Annotated in this window: 13 protein-coding genes; 6 read left to right on the plus strand and 7 right to left on the minus strand. The window is 45.8% G+C overall.

Going from position 1 to position 19,335, the window contains the following annotated elements:
* Positions 1–101: 101 nt before the first annotated feature.
* Positions 102–2,954 (plus strand): excinuclease ABC subunit UvrA, encoded by a 2,853-nt coding sequence (uvrA, locus tag CLV98_RS02160; protein WP_109672386.1) that lies wholly within the window; start codon positions 102–104, stop codon positions 2,952–2,954.
* 40 nt (positions 2,955–2,994) lie between these two features.
* Here the strand turns inward: uvrA and CLV98_RS02165 are convergent, their stop codons facing one another.
* Positions 2,995–3,576, minus strand: a complete 582-nt coding sequence (locus tag CLV98_RS02165) for a thymidine kinase (RefSeq protein WP_109672388.1) — start codon at positions 3,574–3,576, stop codon at positions 2,995–2,997.
* 97 nt (positions 3,577–3,673) lie between these two features.
* Between CLV98_RS02165 and CLV98_RS02170 the strand changes: the two genes are divergently transcribed.
* Entirely contained in the window at positions 3,674–4,780 is a 1,107-nt protein-coding gene (locus CLV98_RS02170) for a DUF8457 domain-containing protein (protein ID WP_109672390.1), read from the plus strand.
* A 133-nt stretch (positions 4,781–4,913) separates the two neighbouring features.
* The gene (locus CLV98_RS02175; protein ID WP_109672391.1) at positions 4,914–5,798 is read left to right on the plus strand and encodes a PorV/PorQ family protein; all 885 of its coding nucleotides are present in this window, start codon (positions 4,914–4,916) and stop codon (positions 5,796–5,798) included.
* Between the two features lie 3 nt (positions 5,799–5,801).
* Here CLV98_RS02175 and CLV98_RS02180 read toward each other — a convergent pair whose 3' ends face one another.
* The 6 genes from CLV98_RS02180 to CLV98_RS02205 all read right to left on the minus strand — a co-directional run bounded on the left by CLV98_RS02180 (position 5,802) and on the right by CLV98_RS02205 (position 14,313).
* Positions 5,802–6,653 carry a hydroxymethylglutaryl-CoA lyase-like TIM-barrel protein gene (locus tag CLV98_RS02180; protein ID WP_109672393.1) on the minus strand — a complete coding sequence of 284 codons (852 nt, stop codon included), beginning with the start codon at positions 6,651–6,653 and terminating at the stop codon, positions 5,802–5,804.
* 83 nt (positions 6,654–6,736) lie between these two features.
* Positions 6,737–7,276, minus strand: coding sequence for a dihydrofolate reductase family protein (locus tag CLV98_RS02185; RefSeq protein ID WP_109672395.1), 540 nt, complete (start codon positions 7,274–7,276; stop codon positions 6,737–6,739).
* 80 nt (positions 7,277–7,356) lie between these two features.
* Complete coding sequence (locus CLV98_RS02190; RefSeq protein WP_109672396.1) at positions 7,357–7,773, minus strand: response regulator; 417 nt, start codon at positions 7,771–7,773, stop codon at positions 7,357–7,359.
* On the minus strand, positions 7,766–8,785 hold the full coding sequence (locus tag CLV98_RS02195) for a PAS domain S-box protein (RefSeq protein WP_109672398.1): 1,020 nt from the start codon (positions 8,783–8,785) through the stop codon (positions 7,766–7,768). Before CLV98_RS02195 ends, CLV98_RS02190 begins: the two co-directional genes overlap by 8 nt.
* Before the next feature lie 132 nt (positions 8,786–8,917).
* Complete coding sequence (locus CLV98_RS02200) at positions 8,918–12,802, minus strand: PAS domain S-box protein (RefSeq protein ID WP_109672399.1); 3,885 nt, start codon at positions 12,800–12,802, stop codon at positions 8,918–8,920.
* 449 nt (positions 12,803–13,251) lie between these two features.
* Positions 13,252–14,313, minus strand: coding sequence for an NAD-dependent epimerase/dehydratase family protein (locus tag CLV98_RS02205; protein WP_109672401.1), 1,062 nt, complete (start codon positions 14,311–14,313; stop codon positions 13,252–13,254).
* A 275-nt stretch (positions 14,314–14,588) separates the two neighbouring features.
* Here CLV98_RS02205 and CLV98_RS02210 point away from each other — a divergent pair, with 275 nt between their 5' ends.
* The 3 genes from CLV98_RS02210 to CLV98_RS02220 are packed head-to-tail and all read left to right on the plus strand — an operon-like array spanning position 14,589 to position 19,266.
* Entirely contained in the window at positions 14,589–15,314 is a 726-nt protein-coding gene (locus CLV98_RS02210) for a hypothetical protein (protein WP_109672403.1), read from the plus strand.
* Positions 15,311–18,079: a TonB-dependent receptor gene (locus CLV98_RS02215; RefSeq protein WP_109672405.1), complete on the plus strand. Its 2,769-nt coding sequence runs from the start codon at positions 15,311–15,313 to the stop codon at positions 18,077–18,079. Before CLV98_RS02210 ends, CLV98_RS02215 begins: the two co-directional genes overlap by 4 nt.
* 59 nt (positions 18,080–18,138) lie before the next feature.
* A complete protein-coding gene (locus tag CLV98_RS02220) occupies positions 18,139–19,266 on the plus strand; it encodes a DUF4249 domain-containing protein (protein ID WP_109672407.1) in 1,128 nt (375 codons plus the stop codon).
* The last annotated feature ends 69 nt before the right edge of the window (positions 19,267–19,335 follow it).

The following is a 19,335-nucleotide window of genomic DNA, read 5'->3' on the forward strand; positions in this document are numbered from 1 at the left end:
CATTTAAAAGAAAAGGTATACTGAAACTGAAGCGGTATTTTTGTCGTTCTATTTGAGCTGTTTAAAGTAAATCCAGCAATACCATAAACACTGTTGAAATTTTGAATTCATTGAATGGCCTAGAAGTGGATAGCCGAGACCTAATAGAAGTTCAAGGCGCCAGGGAGCATAATCTAAAAAATATTGATCTGGAGATTCCCAGAAATAAGTTGGTGGTGGTCACCGGTATTAGCGGAAGTGGAAAGTCTTCCTTGGCGTTCGATACCATTTATGCCGAAGGGCAGCGTCGATACATGGAGAGTTTTTCTGCTTATGCCCGTGGCTTTATAGGAGAAATGGAACGCCCCGATGTCGATAAGATCAGCGGCCTCTCGCCGGTGATCAGCATCGAGCAGAAAACGACCTCTCGAAACCCTCGTTCTACCGTAGGAACGGTTACTGAAATTTATGACTTTTTACGACTACTTTTTGCCCGTGCAGGGGTGGCTTACTCCTATGTGACCGGCCGGAAGATGGTGAAACAGTCGCAGGATCAGATCGTCAATCAATTGATGACCCAGTTTCTTAATAAGAAAACGATTATTCTGGCGCCGGCCGTCAAGGGAAGGAAGGGGCATTATCGAGAATTATTCGTACAAATAGCCCGACTAGGCTATAATAAAGTGAGAATAGATGGGGAGGTGCAGGATATAAAACCCAAAATGCAATTGGATCGCTATAAGGTCCACGACATCGAAATAGTGATCGATAGGGTGGTTCCTAAGTCGGAGAAAGACGACCCCCAGTCGCGGTATCGGGTGAGCCAGTCGGTGGCTACGGCCATCAAGCAAGGGAAAGGAGCGCTGATGGTACTGGATGAAAAAGGCAATACCTTCTATTTCTCTCAAAACCTGATGGATCCCGAATCGGGAATTAGCTACGATGACCCCGCCCCCAATGCTTTTTCTTTCAACTCACCCTATGGCTGGTGCCCCACCTGCCAGGGCCTTGGCGTAGTCGATGATATTACCGAAGACTCCGTGATGCCCGACAAGTCCTTGTCGATCGCTAAGGGGGGGATAGCCCCGATGGGAGAATACCGCCAGGCATGGATCTTCAAGCAAATGGAGGTCCTGCTAAAGAAATATAAAGTTACCTTATCGACCCCACTAGCGAAATTTCCGGAGGAGGCCATCAAACTTGTACTCTACGGCAGTGACGAGCCAGTTCCTGTGCCTTCCAAAAAATACCCCGGTACCGAATGGGATACCAAATTTGAAGGGATTATTAATTTCCTTAAAAAACAGCAGGAGTCGGGCAATGAAAAGATTCAGGATTGGTTGAAAGATTTTATGATGATCAAAACCTGTCCAGATTGTTCGGGGAAACGACTTCGGACCGAGTCCCTACACTTTAAGGTAGACGGCAAGGACATCTCCGAATTGTCGGAGATGGATGTTTTGGATTTGTCAAAATGGTTGGTAGGCCTAGAAGAACGCCTCGAGGACCGTCAGCAGCTCATTGCCGCTGAGGTTCTGAAGGAGATACGGAAGCGAGTAGGATTTTTACTGGATGTAGGGCTCGACTACCTGACCCTGAACCGGTCCCTACGTACACTTTCGGGAGGGGAGGCCCAAAGGATCCGCCTGGCTACGCAGATAGGTACCCAGCTTACGGGGGTCTTGTACATCATGGACGAGCCTAGTATAGGCTTGCATCAGAGGGATAATGTAAGGCTGATCAACTCCCTAAAGAACTTGCGCGACTTAGGCAACACGGTATTGGTGGTGGAACACGACAAGGATATGATGCTGGCATCGGACTATATCGTCGATATAGGGCCTGGAGCGGGTCGGCATGGGGGAAGTATTGTAGGAGCCGGAACTCCCGAAGTATTTGTAAAAAATGGGACCATTACCGCCGATTACTTAAGTGGTAGGCAGCAGGTAGAGGTGCCCACAAAACGTCGTAAGGGCAACGGCCTGACTTTAAGCCTGAAGGGCTGTACGGGGCATAACCTCAAAAATGTTCAGATAAACCTTCCCTTAGGCACCATGATCACCGTATCGGGAGTAAGTGGTAGTGGCAAGTCCTCCCTAATTCATGAAACGCTGTTTCCTTTACTCAATCAGCACTTCTACAAATCGCGCCGAGAGCCTCTCCCCTATAAGAGTATTGAAGGCCTAGAGCATATTGATAAGGTGATAGAGGTGGACCAGTCGCCCATAGGGCGTACACCACGGTCCAACCCGGCTACTTATACGAATATGTTTACCGATATTCGGTCTCTTTTTGCGGAATTACCCGAGTCGAAAATCAGAGGTTATAAGCCGGGGAGGTTCTCCTTTAACGTAAAAGGGGGGCGCTGCGAAGACTGTGAAGGGGCCGGTAGGAAACGGATTGAAATGGATTTCTTGCCCGATGTGCATATCGACTGCGAAACTTGTAAAGGCAAGCGTTTTAACCGTGAAACATTAGAGGTCCGCTTTAAGGGTAAGTCGGTGGCCGATATTTTAGATATGACCGTAGAAACGGCCTTGTCGTTTTTCGAAAATCAACCCCGGATTTTAAGGAGGGTGCAAACGCTTTTCGATGTGGGGTTGGGTTATATCACCTTAGGGCAGCATGCTACGACGCTCTCGGGAGGAGAGGCCCAAAGGGTGAAGCTTGCGGAAGAGCTTTCTAAGCGCGATACAGGTAAGACCCTTTATATCCTCGACGAACCCACTACCGGGCTACATTTTCAGGATATCAAACATCTGTTGCTGGTCTTGCAAAAATTGGTAGAAAAGGGAAATACCGTTCTAGTGATTGAGCATAATATGGATGTGATCAAAGTGGCCGATTATGTGGTCGACATGGGCCCCGAAGGGGGAGGCCAAGGAGGCAAGGTGGTGGCTGCGGGTACCCCCGAGAAGGTGGCCAAGGTGAAGGCCAGTCATACCGGACATTTTCTAAAAACAGAATTGCAATGAAATAGTGTCAATCTGGGGGCTTATTAGTCCCTGGATGATATTAAACTTGCTCACCAAGGTTGAAGCATCGCCGGCAACGTGCCTGATACAGGTCTGTTTCGCCCAAAAGGATGCGGTCGTCGGAGGGCGATAGCCGATAGGAGTGCGAAGCTACTTCGCCACATACCATACAAATAGCGTGGACTTTGGTGACGTATTCGGCTATGGCCATGAGTGGAGGCATGTTCCCGAATGGCTTTCCCAAATAATCCATGTCGAGCCCGGCTACGATGACCCTACGGCCCTCGTTGGCCAGCTGGTCGCATACGGCTACCACCGACTCGTCAAAAAACTGGGCTTCGTCTAACCCCACAACCTCACTGTTGCCAACATGCTCTAAGATGGTGGTGGCGCTGTCTACGGGCATAGAGGCCACCGAATTATCGTTATGAGAGACAATGTTCTGCTGGTGGTAGCGTTTATCCATCGCGGGTTTAAAGATCATTATTCTTTGTCGGGCAATTTTGGCACGGTTTAATCGCCGAATTAGCTCTTCGGTTTTTCCGGAGAACATGGAACCACAAATTACTTCTATCCATCCCGTTTTTGGGTTTTGTCTTTTATGCGAGGGTTCTATAAACATCTTTCAGGTGCGAAGGCCAAGGAGGCGGCTAATTTTTTAATATCTTTACAAATCAAGCACAATTTTTAAAACAATCTGTAAAAAATTCTGATTCGTTATGTCGAATGGTTTGAATTCAAATGCTATCCAACAGTATGCCACTGGTTTTGCCACTTTGGTGCTTAATGAGGCGTATGATGCTAAAAATATAATATCAGGAGGAGATTTACTGAAACTTACTCCCGTGAGGCAGGTTAATTTAGGAGTGCTTAATCGCCTTTTTGAAACCTGGAAAGGCAACGCCGAGTCGTTTAGAAGTGCGTACTTCGACTTTGAAAATGAGTCGGTCAAACAGGCGCTTAGCAGCTTTATGAATACCGTTTCCCAGCATATCGCCGTGAAAAGGGCGGATCTGGAGCCTCTGCTTGTCGCTTCTACCATAGAATCCTTGGAGCTATTGCTGGTTCCCGCCAAATACTTTAAGGAGAAAATTATTACCCGCGCCGACGAAGGATTTAGCTATGCGGTGTCCGAACAACTTTTTAAGTATACCCATATTCATAAAGCTGTAGCCGAAAAATTGGCGCATCAGTTAGCGGCTAGCGGCCAAACTTCCGTAAAGGTGTCGGAGGCCATCAGCTGGCTCGACGGCGCTTTGGAAGCCAAGGAGGAGGCGTTGGAAGGCTATGTCTCGCAGTTTAGTGAAATACGGAATCTCAATTTATCCGATTTTCAACAGGAAAAAGAAGAGCAAGCAGCGGCGATGCCGGAGATTAAGGAAGGTACGTCTTTTTTTGACTCCGCATTAAAGGATATAGAATCTGCTCCAGTGGCAGTACCCAAAGAACGGAATGTAGCCGTGCTTTCTGAAATCGTATCCAAGGCTAACCATACTTCAACCCCTATGGAGCGCGAATCGCTCAATAGCCGGTTTAAAGTCGATATTCCCAAGCCTGCCCAAGAGCATTCCTATGGGCATGTGTCGGCGCGGGTCGACAGTATTGCCGGGTCCATCCCTTTAGGTCAAAGGTTTATGTTTGTCAATCAGCTTTTTAATAAGAACAGCGAACATTTCGATAAGGCAATATATGAACTAGATAGCGTCAAGAGTTTCGATGAAGCGAAGGACCTTATCTGGCATCGGTATGCCTCTAAGTATGCCTGGGACGTCAATGGGGAAGCTGTAACTACTTTGTTGAGTATCGTAAAACGGAAGTTTCAATAGTCCAAACGGATCGGTGCTATTATCTCAGTTGCTAGGACCTATTCCTCCCATATTTTTTGTATATTTAAGGAGTAGGTCCTAGGAGCATAAGTCCAAAAAACCTATCCCATTTATAGAGGAAGGAGGTGTGGCTATGAGATGTAAGCGCCGTTTAGTAGGGCTGAAATGGTTATGGGTGTTTGGGCTCGTAGGAGGACTTGATTATTCGGGCTCGGTCCTTTTCGCTCAGGGTGAGCCCTTCGTGATGGGAGCACGTGCCTGGGGCTTAGGAAATGCAACGGTGACCCTATCCGATCCTTATGCTATAGGCAGCAACGTAGCGGGAATTGCTACCATAACCGATCCCTTGATTTTTAGTAGCGTCGATACTTATTATTCCATTCCTGGTATTCATACCCTTACTTTTGGTGGCGTCCTGCCGATCGGTACCGACCGGGCAGGAGGTTTTACGATCTGTCGATTTGGCGATCAGCTTTACAACGAGGTGCATCTGGGAATAGGGGTAGGGCATAAGCTCGACTGGGCCAGCTTAGGCGTGAAAGTTAATTACCTACAAGTGGCCTATAACCTTCCATCTTGGGTAAGCAGCCAGCAGGCCGTTTCTGTGGAGCTAGGAGGGATCATTGAACTTTCGAATCAGCTATGCCTTGGCGCCCATATTTATAATCTATTGCAGGGCTCCTTTTCGGGAGCCGTTGGGAGTCGGTTACCCACTGTTCTTAAGCTAGGTGGCCGCTATAGGCCCATAGAGGAGCTGTCATTAGTCTCTGAGATCAATAAGAACAGCACCCACCCTTTGGTTTTTAAAGTAGGCTTAGACTATCGGGTTTTTAAGGTTCTGAGCCTGCGCACCGGACTGTCGTCGGGCCCCATGACCCAGCATTTTGGAGCGGGTTTTAGGCTGGAAGCATTTCGGTTCGACTATGCCGTACATAGCCATCCGCACCTAGGATGGTCCCAGCACTTGTCATTGGGCTACCTTTTTATACGTCCTACGCCCGAGGATGGAACCCAATAGGGCCTAAACTCCTTGCATGAGGGTCGAAAACTGTGCCTTACATGTTTCGAGCAAATCGAGATCTAAATTAAGTAATTCTCCTTCGTCCTGGCCAAACTGGATAAGCCGCTCGGTGGGCATATTTCCCACGAGGTCGTCTTGCGCCATGGGGCAGCCTCCATAACCTAAAAGGGCCCCATCGAAACGCCGGCATCCGGCCTGATATGCGGCAGTGACCTTAGGCTTCCATTCTTCCGGTTTAGTATGGAAATGCGCCCCAAACTCTATTTCGGGATAGGTACCAATAAGTTCTGTAAAAAGAGCCGCTATAGCGTCGGGTTGGGCCAGGCCTACGGTGTCCGATAGGGAGAAGGTTCGGATATTGAATCCAGAAAGCTTTTGCACCCATTCCCCTACGATAGTCGGGCTCCATGGGTCTCCATACGGATTGCCGAAACCCATGGAGATATACACGACTAACTCTTTGCCGTGTTCCATACATAACGTGCTTATTTCTTTTAACCTTACAACCGATTGTTCCATAGAGGCGTTCGTGTTGCGAATCTGAAAGGTATCGGAAATTGAAAAAGGGTAGCCAATAGCATGTATTTTTTCGATGCTACAAGCCTGGGCAGCACCTCTGGCATTGGCTACTATGGCAAGCAAGCGGGTGTTGGACTTAGCGAGGTCTAGGCCCTCGACGACCAGCGCCGTGTCACTTACTTGAGGCATGGCCTTGGGCGATACAAAGCTGCCGAAATCGAGGGTGTCGAAACCTACCTGAAGCAAACGGTTCAAATAGTCGATTTTGTCTTTGGTGGCAATAAAGGCGTTAAGGCCCTGCCATGCGTCTCGGGGGCATTCTATCAGTTTCATAGGCGTGTCTGTTTAAGGAGCATACTGAAATCGAGATAGCCTGCTCCTAAGCAATATACATAAATGACATCTTACTGACTAGTTTATGGTAGCTTTTGACTGGCCTTTATTTGGTAGTGCAGCTGTACAAGTCCACTTTCGAAGGCTTTGCTCGAGAGTAGTTGGAGTCCTTCATAGGGTCGCGGCTCCTTAAACAAGGGAGTGCCTGCCCCCAAAAGCACGGGGATAATCGAGAGGATGATTTCCTCGACAAGCCCTTCTTTGAGGAGTAGATGGACGATTTCGGCACCGCCGTCACAGAAAATATCCTTACCAGGTTTGTTTTTCAATTCGTTGACTAAGCTAGAGATATCACCGGTGTAGAACTGAATACGCCCCACACTGGGTCGAGCCTGGCGTGTAATTACGTAGCTGTCTTTGTCGGCATGCGGATATTCGGCATGCCTGAGAACCCATTCATACGTCTTGCGACCGAGAATGACGGTGTCAATTCCATCAATAAATGCACCATAGCCATAGTCTTCCCCTTCTCGCTGTACCGTCGACAAAAAACTGAGGTCGTCATTGGGCTGGGCAATATAGCCGTCTACGCTCGTTGCAATGTAAAGGATTAGTTTTTTCATTTTCTTTTTTCTTACAATATATGCAAACCCTTGCGGGTACTACCTATTGGTCTGTCTTCGTAAACGGCTATATTTAGGCACTAATTTAGTACAATTTTACTGCTTATTTTTTGCTTTACCACTTCCATATGTTCCAGCGTGAGGGGCTTGGTTAGAAAATCGAGGACGAGTGGATTTTTTTTGGCCCGGTCCAAATCCTGCTGGTCGATAGAGGAGGAAGTAATGACGATCCAGGTATTCTCTTTCTGGCGGTGTCCCTCCAAAGAACTTAACAAGTCCCATCCGTTATAAACGGGCATGTTGAGGTCCAGGAATAAGAGAACATTGGTATTTTTGTCTATATCTGAGATGATGTATTGCGAGGCTACTTTCCCGCTTTCGAAGACTAATGGGTCACTGTCCAAGTTACTTTTTTTCAAAAGCCTTTTTAATAGCATTACAAATATAGGGTCGTCTTCGACCATCATGACGCTTAGTTGGGTTGGTAGGTTACTCATGTAAGTTGTTTCTTATTGATTTAGATTTTTTTACAATACTATTGATTACTTCATCTATCTCTGTGGCGGCATTGAAAAGATGATTCAAAATTTCTTTATGTTCTGGCCCTTCGAGTTCATCCTCTTTGAGTAGGTCAACAAGCCCCATAAGTCGGGCCACGGGGGCTCTTAGGATATGAGACTGAAGCCAGGCAATTTCCTTGAGCTGGTTGTTTTGTTCTTGAATGGCATTCATCTGATTGAACTTTTCGGTCACATCCGTGGCCAGTACGATTTCGGCCGGAATGCCATTAAAATCGATCTTACTTCCACTCGTTTCTACCTGAATGACCGTACCATCTTTTTTTAGGTGACGGTAGGTATCCTTGCATTGGTGCGACTGTAACATCCGAGTTTTGGCCAATAATCCTTTTAGGACAGGGAGGTCGTCGAGGGAAAAGAGTTTGGGCAGCGCCATAGACAAAAATTCGTCCTCCGAATAACCATAATGCCGAATGGCCGCCTCGTTGACGTCTAGGAATCGGAGGGTGTTCAGGTCGAAAACCCACATAGGAGCTGGACTTAGGTGGAACAACTCCATATACCGTTTTTTAGATATCCTTAAGGAATTTAAAAACTTATCCCTTTGGATGGCATATAAGATGCTCTTATAGAGAATAAGGGCGTTGATAGTGTCTTTTAAAAGGAAATCAGAAACCCCCATAGATAAGGAACTGGTAGCGAAATTTAAATCGGCATAGCCCGTTAAAATAATAATAGGGATGGTCTGACTTATCTCCTTAGCGGCCACCAGCAGGCTTTCCTTATCGATATCGGGAAGGGTAAGGTCCAGTAAGATAAGGTCAAAATCTCTTTTGTCGGGAGAAATCAACTGCCGAGCTTCAGCGAAAGTTTGTATATGCAATAAAATAGGATTTAATATATACTCATGCAAATAATCGTCTACGAGATAATAGTCGCCGGGATTATCCTCAATGATTAATATACGGTAAGCCGTCTTGTCCAGATTCATTTTAAAGCGTTTTCAGGTCGAGTATCCAGTTTTAAAAATTTTTGCTCTTTAGGTAGGGGTTAACTCTTTATTTTTTTACCAAAAAAATGAGCGCGCAGCCGAAAATCCATGGATTAAGATTAAGGGCCTTTCTTATGGCTTCTGAATGGTAAAATAAAAGGTGCTGCCTCGGTTTACTACTGATTCTACCCATATTTTACCATTTAAATTTTCAACTATTTTTTTTACGATGGTCAGCCCAATTCCTGTACTATTAATGTTAATATTTTTATTTAACTTTTGAAAGAATAGGAATATTTTATCCAAATTCTGCGGCGCAATACCAATCCCATTGTCCTCGATAGCAAATTCCCAGAAAGTAGCTTCGTCTTTTACCCTGATCCGGATTTCGGGGGGCTGGGTGTCCCGCTGGTATTTGATGCTGTTGTCTAACAAATTGTGCAAGATTTGAACAATAGGCGCCTTATAGGCCATTATGACGGGAAGATTCTCAGCGATAATTAGCACCGATTTGTCTTCCATCCATTGCTTTCTGAGTTGTTTATAATTATCGATCAATTGGTTTAAGTTCACGGGCTCTCTTACGAGCTCCATGCGTCCGATCCGAGCGTACTCCAGTAGGTCGAGGATGATTTGCCGCATGCGGGAAGCGCCATCGGTAGCAAAATATATGTATCTTTTGGCCTGGTCGTCGAGTCGATCGGCATATTTTTTCTCGAGTTGGAAAAGAAAAGAACTGATCATACGCAGGGGCTCTTGTAGGTCGTGAGAAGCCATATAAGCAAATTGCTCCAGATCGGTATTGGACTGTTCCAGTTCCTTGGTATACTTAGCGAGGTCGGCATTGAGCTTTTGAAGGGTCTCCTCGTGATCCTTTCGATAGGTAATGTCGGTCATAGCGCCCACGATTCGCGTGGGCTGTCCAGTATTATCCCTGCTAATGACCCCCCGTTCAATAATCAAAGCATAGTTTCCATCGGCTTTCTTGAAACGGTATTCAAATAAGATTTTGTTAGTTTCTGATGATTGTAGTGTATTGGTAAAAGACTGAACAATAGTCTCTTTGTCGTCGGGATGGATGTTTTGATGCCATGTGGCTATGGTGGTATGGTCGGGAATATGGTCGTATCCAAAAGCACTTTTAAGTCCTCCTCCCCAATATACGGCATTGGTCTCGAGGTCCCAGTCCCAAATAGCGTCGTTGGTAGCTTCTGCTGCCTTTTCGAAGCGTTCCATACTTTCTTGTAAAGCCCTTTCCGAAAGGATACGGTCGGTAATATCCCTCGAATTGGCCACGAAGCCCTTCACCGCTGGCTCGTCGAGCATATTGGTGATTACCGTTTCAATCCAGCGCCATTGCCTTCGATGGTCTTGGAACCGGAAGGGATCGAGCTTGATGGTTTTGACATGAAATAATTGTTGGAACGACTGTAGGGCTTGCGGCCGGTCCTGAGGATGTATAAAATCGAAGGCATTTTTGCCGAGAAAAAAGGAGGGAGAAATTCCTAATATTTGGTACGAAGTGGGGCTTACATACAGGTAATTTCCGGAACTATTCAGGATGGAGATCATGTCATTTCCATTCTGCACCAATGCTTTAAATCTTTGTTCACTCTGTCGGAGCTGTAATTCGGCGTTCTTTTTTTCGGTAGCATCCCTAGCAACACAGTAATACAATTGGTCGGTGGTGTTCCAGATAACCGACCACTCCATGGGTACTAGGCCGCCGTCCTTCCTAACAATATTATTTTCAAAATGCCGGACCAGTTGACCTGCCTTCGCGTCTATGGCTACTTGAAGGGTTTTCGCTTGGTCGGCTTCATTTACAAACTGAATATAACCCTTTGCCGATAGCTCCTCGGGGCTGTATCCCCAAGTCTTAAGACTAGCGGAACTTACTTTTACGTATCTACCTTCGGAATCGACCGTGCAGATCACGTCCATAGAAGTAGATAGGATCTTGTCGAGTTCTTCTTTGGTTCGCTCTACTTGTTTTTTACCTTGAATCTCTGCTGTGATATCTTTGGAGTAACAAGCTACGGCCACGAAGTGATGATCCTCATCCAGAATAGGGCTAAATGACAGAAGACGCGATTCTTTTTGCTGGGTCTCTTGGTTGGTCTGTTGATCGAGTATTCGAAAGGGCTTTCCTAGCCTAGCTTGTTGCAAATATTGATTCCATTTTTGGGCCACAGGGGGTTTGAAAAGCTCGGAAACTAAGACGTCTCCTTCTTGAATCACTACTCCGGTAAGGGAATGGACCTTCTGGGCGAATGCTCGATTATAAGCGATAACAGCGCCTTGGGTATCCATCGACCATATCAAATCCTCGGTGCTATTGATCAGGGCGTCTGAATTTTTACGAACCCTTTGTATTTCTAGGGATTGCAGATGTTCCTGGGTTACGTCGGTCACCGTAGAAATCATCAGGTTCTGTTCGTATAAAGGTATATTTTTTGCATTAATATATTTGGTCTCTCCTGCTTGGGTCGTTATACGAACCTTTTGCCAGTGCATTCTTTTTGGATCGCCACTCTGGATCGCCTCGATAATGACCTGGCGCATTTGCTGGCGATAAGCCGAGTCTGGATATATATTTTTGAAGAAACTGTCCAGGTCCGTTAGGTGGTCTTTGGGCCAGCCATATATTTTTGAAAACGGCTCATTGGACATTTTTACTTGTCCGGTGTCTATATCATTGACGGCAATTCCGAGGGGTAGATTTTGTAATATGGTTTCTATTAGTTGGTTCCTGCTTCTCAACTCCTTAGCTAGGGACGTCTCTCTTTCAGTTAACGATTGTTTATCGGTTATGTCGATGACCACCGTGTCGCAAACAACACTACCGTCGTCGAGGAGCATGGGTTGGCCGATGACTTCGTGCCACCGTCTTTTACCATCGGGGTGTTGGTAAGGCCATTTTCCTTGCCAGGTTATCAGTCGGTCGACCGATTCTTTGAGGCTGCTTTTGATAGGGTGCTCCGAGGAATAACCCGCCCATAGCAAAGCGATATTGGCAGTTAGCAGCTCGGGAGAGACTCCCCATAACGCGTACGCTCCATCGCTAACTACTTCCAGCGCCTCGTTGCCGTTAGGAGAAATCTTATAACGGAAAACTGCCCCAGGAATATTGTTCGTGAGTAGCTTAAGTTGATGAGCTTCTGTTTTGTTGATGGTAACGTCCGTAAAGGTGCCCACCACCGTCACGGGTTGCCGGTCGTCGGTCCATTCTGCGACTGTTCCTTTGATCTGCATCCATACCTCGGTTCCATCCTTATGATACATTCGGCATTCCAAATCGTAAAATGCATGCTTCCCACTCAAGCATGCTTCGACTTTGGCCTGCACTTGGTGTTTGTCGTGGGGGTGTACCAGGTTGTCCCAAGTCTTCATTGAAGCGGGATGTACCTCTTCCTGGTTATATCCTAGAATGCCCACCCATGGGTCATCGAAAATAGTATACCCTGTAGCGATGTCCCACTCGAAAGTGCCCAGCCTGGTGGTTTTAAGTTGTTGGTTCTTCCGGGCGATTTGACGTGATATCTGTCGATTACACTCTTGTTCGTAACCTAATCGTGCAGCTCCCACAATCAGTTCTTCTGCTTGCTTTATAAGCGTTAGTAAGCCTTCTTTTTGTATTTTGCTTAGGTTATAGGATGCATTAGTTTCAACAAAAAGAATGCCTAAAATCTGTCCAGAAGGAGCCATAATAGCCTTTCCCAACGCGTATGCTTGGGAAGGCTGTGGGGCCTTGTTGGGAATGGCCACCATGTTGCTAATGATGGTATCGGGCTTATTGGCAGCATATTCAAAAAGTTCGGCTGCCGCTATAGTGAAATGATTGTTAAAGCATCTTAATGTTCTCTGGTGAATTTGCAGGGCCAGTTGTGTACTCGCTCCCTCAAATAGCAGCGATAGGAGCTTTAGAATATGATCGAAATAGTCGTCGCTGATGGCTTGGCATACTGACCTCCAGTCGCTTATCTTAGTAGGGTCGAAGGGGTCAGTCTGCTTCATAACGGTTTTACTAAACTGTTAGGTGGTTTGTATACGTAAAGTACACTTTTGTCTGATCGAGTCATTAGGACTATTATATCTATGTAGGTAAATAGCCTTAAAATTTTTCGAAGGAATAATGTATAAATAAATCAAATTTCTTTGAAACAACCCAATAGTAACTAGGGATTTTCATCCTAAGTATCGATTTATTTATAGTTAGGCTGGTTGAGTTTGGCTATATTCCTTAGTTCCGTATCGAAGATATGCTATATCTCAAGCACGATTGAGATAGGAAAGTAGTGGATGCATTAGTATGGGAATGGGGTTAGGAAAGATAATAGGTATCCCATTTATGAGGCTTTAAAAGCATGTGTTCCCATGGGCTAGTGCGTAGCGTGGGATAAGGACATTCCCCATCAAAAAAAGAAATTTTAATGGGGAATGTCTGATTATAAACGATTTTAGGCTTATTTTAGGATTGGAGCCAGGCTATCTTCATTTTCTTTGAGCCAGGCGGTGATCTCTTCTACAATCTGTCGGATGCCGATCTGCGGTTTCCATCCCGTAAGGGCGGTTACCTTACTATTATCGGTAATATAGAGGCGAATATCGGCGGTCCGGTTTTCGGGTACTACCTTGATGGGGATAGTCTTTCCGGTAACCTCTTGGCAAATTTTGGTGAGCTCCTGTAGTGAAGCACTGCTTTCAAGTCCACCACCCGCATTTAATATTTCTCCATTTACCTGGTCCATATGATGGAGCTGCCAATCTACAAGGCGGTATAGGTCGGCCACGTGGAGCATGTCGCGCAATTGCTTGCCCGTTCCGCCGTACCCGAAGTACCCGAGCTGTTGGTCAAAATAGTGTTTGGCAATCCAAAGTACCATTACGCCCTGGTCTACCTTGCCCATTTGCCAAGGGCCAGTGATAACCCCGCAACGGTTAATGACCGTGCGTAAGTTATAGAACTCGTTGTATTCTTGTATGATCAGTTCTGAAGCGAGCTTGGTAGTTCCGTATAAAGAACGTGCTCCGGTCAGGGGGAAGTCTTCGGCAATACCTTTGGAGGATACGCCTGGCACAGGCTGGTCGTCGCTCAGCGCAAAGCGGGTCTCTTCTTCTAAAAAATTAAGGCCTTCAATCGTTTTGATAGGATATACTCGGCTGGTCGACAAAAAGATAAAGTCGGCCTTATGCTTAAGGGCATAGTTGAGGCAATTTACAGTCCCTACTAGATTGGTGTTGATCAGGTAGTCGGGAGTGCCATCAAGACCAGCCAAAACAGATGGTTCAGCAGATGCTTCGATCACGGAGTCGACGGCGGGGAAGGCGTCAAAATCCTCCTTGTTTCGAATGTCTCCATGCACAAATTCAACTCCTGCCGATTTAAGACGGCTAAGGTTTAGTTCGGAGCCTCGACGTTTTAGATTGTCCAGGGCGTAGATTTGGTAGTGTGGGTAGTTGTGCTTTAAGGAAATGGCCAGTGCCGATCCGACAAAGCCAGCTCCTCCGGTGATGAGTATTTTCATGGATCTGCTATCGAAGTTAGTTGCAATATATTAGGACAAATTTAGGGCCATATTTCTGAAGCCAAAACATTTTCTTTTACAACCTTTTTTGTGCCCATTCGGTCGTCGTAGTACAAGGCAAGAGATATCGATGGTACCTAGATTCAGATATTGGAAGATAGATTAGAATTTTGGCCAAGAATAATTAAAGATAAGTCACTTTAAAATACAAGCAAATTTTGTTATTTGCCACAAAAAACCAGAACCTAACGTAGCTAAGATAAAAAACCTAACCCATGCGTATTATTACCCTATTAGTCCTGGCTACCTTTTGGCTTTCAAAGGCTTATGGACAGACGGCTCCAAAAGGGGAGAAGGGCCCCTTCGCCCAAGCGGAAGAGCCTGTAAAAGCCTACAAAGAGGCCACCCGTTACTCCCAAAACCTTTACAACGGACGCATTTACTATTGGTACGATTATCGATCCGAAGAGCATCAATTTTTCCAGGTGCCTGACTGGAGCGTAGGTGGGGTCCATTATGATGGGCAGACTTTCGACAGCATTCAAATCAAATATGATATCTTCAAAGATCAGGTGGTGATACACCATTTGAATGGGGATCATATGTTGCTCCAAACCTCTAAAATTGACCGTTTCAGGGTGCATGATCATACCTTTCTACACCTGACTTCGGGTAAGGACCTTCCTGCCTTTATGCCCACGGGTTTTTATGACCAGCGGTATACTGGCCCCACAGCCTTGCTAATTCGTAGAAAAAAAGATAGACAAGAGAAAATAGTGGATAAGCGGGTGATTAGTCTTTACCCTATCAAAGATGCGTATTATGTTAAAATAGGAGGGGAATATCACCAGGTACGTTCCAAAAAATCGGTGCTGAGGCTCTTCCCTGGCGAAGAGAGAGCCATGAGAAGGGCCCTACGTGCCAACCAAATTCAGTACAGGAAAGATCGGGAAGAGGGGATTTTATTGATGATTAAAAACTACGATTCAAAAGCAATATGAGCCTAAAAAATCTACTCTTTTTCTTTTTATTGGGCATGCTTGTCACCCCGGTATGGGCCCAGAACAACGGCGACAGGCGCATCAGTATGCAGCTGGATTCGGCCTCTTTTAGTGTATTCGTAGATCAAATCGAACGGAATTCCGACTATTTGGTATATTATGACCCAGCCGACTTTGTGGGTATAGCCATGGACGTAAAATTAGAATCGCTTACCGTCCCAGAACTGCTTGATCAGGTATTTAGAGGGTCGGAATTTTCCTATGGTATCGATGATCGAAATCGAATTTTTATTACCAAAGGGACCAAGATTATTACCCAGTTACAGCCTGGGATTTTCGACCCAGACCGTCCTAGCGACAATACTGGAGCGGTATATGAATCTCCTGAAAATGAGATGAAGGAAAAACTCCTTTCAACCGCCGAAAGTAAATTGCATGAACTGGGTGTGAAGGCCTATAAGGTGAAGCCGGGCAGTGCGACCATCACCGGTTATGTGCGGAATGCAGCCAATGGAGAGCCGGTAATCGGTGCTGCGGTCTTTATAGATAAGCCTTCAATAGGTGTCAATACGGATGCTTTAGGGTTTTATTCTATCAAGGTTCCCAGAGGGCGATTGGTACTAAAAATCAAAAGCTTTGGCATGCGAGAGACTCAGCGCCAAGTGATGCTCTATACCGATGGGAAGCTCGACATCGAAATGAGAGAAAGTGTGATCGCCCTTAAAGAGGTGAAAGTAAAGGCTGGAGTGGATAAAAATGTGGTGGGAACCCAGATGGGACAGGTTCGGCTGACCATTAAAGACCTAAAACAGGTCCCTACAGTTTTTGGAGAGGCCGATTTGCTACGCTCCGTGCTGACCTTGCCGGGAATAAAGTCGGTAGGTGAAAACAGTACGGGTCTTAATGTACGTGGAGGCTCAACCGATCAAAACTTGATACAGTTTAATGACGCAGTCATTTACAATCCTTCCCATCTTTTTGGTTTCTTTTCGGCTTTTAATCCCGACGTGGTTCGCGATGTAGAGCTCTACAAGAGTACCATCCCATCCAAATTTGGGGGGAGGCTGTCGTCGGTGCTCGACGTAAACGGCAGAGACGGTAATAAGAAGAAATTTGTGGCCTCCGGCGGGATTGGCATCGTGACTGGTCGGCTTACCCTAGAGGGCCCCATCGTAAAGGATAAGACTTCCTTTATCCTAGGTGGGCGTTCTACCTATTCGAATTGGGTGATTCGTGCCCTCGATAATCCCGCTTATAATCAAAGCTCAGGGAATTTTTATGACGTTAATTTGCAAGTAACTCACGAGATTAACGAAAAAAATACCCTCGTACTCACAGGCTATCAAAGCAACGACCGCTTTCGCCTTTATGGGGATACCACCTATTCTTATCAAAACCAGTTAGGAGCACTCAAATGGAAACATACCTTTGGCCCGAAGCTTTATAGTGAGTTTACTGCCTCCCATAGCAAATATCAATATCAAATGAAGGCCTCAGGCTTACCGCTCAATTCCTTCGATTTGAAATTTGATATCAACCAGTCGAATTTCAAAGCCGATTTTAGTTACTTATTGAACGAGAAACATACCCTTGACTTTGGACTGTCGTCTATCTATTATAAGCTGCACCCTGGGTCGTTTACCCCTCAAGGGGCGCAGTCGCTCATTATCCCCGACGAGCTAGAGGCAGAGCAAGCCTTGGAAAGTGCGGTATACCTGGAAGATAAATACGAAGTAAGTCCAAAACTATCCCTTACCGCCGGTTTGAGGTTCTCTTTCTTTCAATATCTCGGACCCAAAACGGTCAATACCTATGTGCCGGGATTACCCATCGATTATTTGTACCAGGATGGTGTGGTGACTTATGGTAAAGGTGAAAAAATCAAAAACTACGGTGGACCTGAGATCAGACTTTCGGCTCGGTATAGTCTTTTGGATAACCTCTCGATGAAGGTTAGCTACAATACCCTACGTCAATACATCCATTTGTTGACCAACACCATGACGGTCTCCCCAACGGATATATGGAAATTGAGCGATACCTATATTAAGCCCCAGGTCGGCGATCAGCTGTCGGTTGGGTTATATCGTAACTTTCGAGGCAATAAAATAGAGGTCTCCTTAGAAGGGTATTATAAAAATATCAACAACTTCCTTGATTACAAAGGAGGGGATTCTTTAATCATGAATCATAACATCGAGGCGGCCGTAATCAATACCCGTGCGAAGGCCTATGGAGTCGAGTTGTTGGTCAAAAAGGCTACTGGCAAATTTAATGGTTGGGTAAGCTACACCTACTCCCGCACCTTGCTAAGGGCCATAGATCGCGACTCTCCCGACGCACCCAATAATGGGCAATACTACCCTAGTAATTTCGATAAACCCCACGACTTTACGGCCATCACCAACTACCGCTTTTCACATCGGGTTAGCGTATCGTTGAATTTTACGTACAGCACGGGCAGGCCTTATACGCCACCCGTTGGCAAATACATCGTTGATGGCTCGCAGCGGGTGTACTATGCCGACCGCAACCAATACCGCATTCCCGATTACTATAGAACCGATGTGTCCGTCAATATTGAAGGCAATCATAAGGTACGCAAGTTGGCGCACAGTTCCTGGTCCTTATCGGTATACAACTTGCTGGGAAGGCGGAATGCTAGCTCGGTGTACTTTCAGACCAATCAGGGGCGGGTGAATGGCTACCAACTGTCCATATTTGGACAACCCATTCCCACATTAACATATAATTTCCGGTTTTAAAGTCAGCATAACATTGGGACACAATATCTATAAGGCCGTGGCCATTCTTTCGAAATAGTATGAAAAATACCCTAAAATACCAACTAGTACTTTCCTTTATAGCGGGTCTCTTCGTTTTACAGGCCTGTATTGATCCCTTTTCTCCGCCCGAGGTTAACTCGGACCAGGGTTACCTGGTAGTCGACGGGTTTCTGAACCTGAGTAACGAAGAGAGCCAGATCACCCTGAGGAAATCTCAGAACGTCAACGATAACACGGTGCCACTACAAGTGACAGGAGCGCAGTTGAAGATTCAAAGCGAAAAAGGCGAGGAATATGATTTTACTGAAACCAGTAATGCCGTATATACGCTTCCCGGCATGCAGTTCGATATCAACGATCGCTATCGGTTAGATATTCTGACCAGTGAAGGAAAGCATTATCAGTCAGCCTTTGTGAATGCCATCGTTACTCCAGCTATTGACAGTATTAGCTCAAAACTAGATACCCGGCAAAATGCAATGGTATTTAGTGTCAATACCCACGACGATACTGGTAAAACGCGGTTTTATCGCTGGAAGTTTGAGGATACCTACGAATATAATGCAGCCCTTCTTTCGTCTATTATGGTACAAGGTGACGAGATCGTCGCTCGACCCGACAATATATATACTTGTTGGCGAAGTGGGAACTCTACCAATATCATCCTGGGGTCGACAATTAAAATAACTAAGGATGAGATTAGGGAACTTCCCATTAATACCGTTTATGTTTCTAGCCAAAAGTTACTCATCAAATACTCCATGTTGGTGCGTCAGTATGGGCTTACTAGGGAGGCTTTTGAGTACTGGACCGAGCTCTCCAAATCTACACAAGGTACTGGTAGCTTGTTCGACCCACAGCCATCGACTGTAACGGGCAACATTCAAAATGTGGATGATCCTCAAGAATTGGTATTCGGTTATTTTGGTGCAGTAACGGAGGAGAAAAAACGGATATTTGTTAGTCCAAGGCTGGGCTTTCCCAATACCTGCCAAGTAGATACGATCCCGATTGCCTGTGGAAATCCTGATATTGATTGTGCTTTCGAAACCCAGAATTTACTGCTCGCCTATATGGACGATGACTTTGTCTTTTCTGCGGCACCTTCATGCGCCGACTGCAGGACCCAGGGTGGTACCAATGTACGTCCCTCATTTTGGGACTAGCATCCCGAAACTGATGATTAAACTGTTGCTGAAACCTTAGCCAAGGCCTATTAGAATTATGATATCAAG

The organism is Dyadobacter jejuensis, assembly GCF_003149085.1.
Lineage (GTDB): Bacteria > Bacteroidota > Bacteroidia > Cytophagales > Spirosomataceae > Dyadobacter > Dyadobacter jejuensis.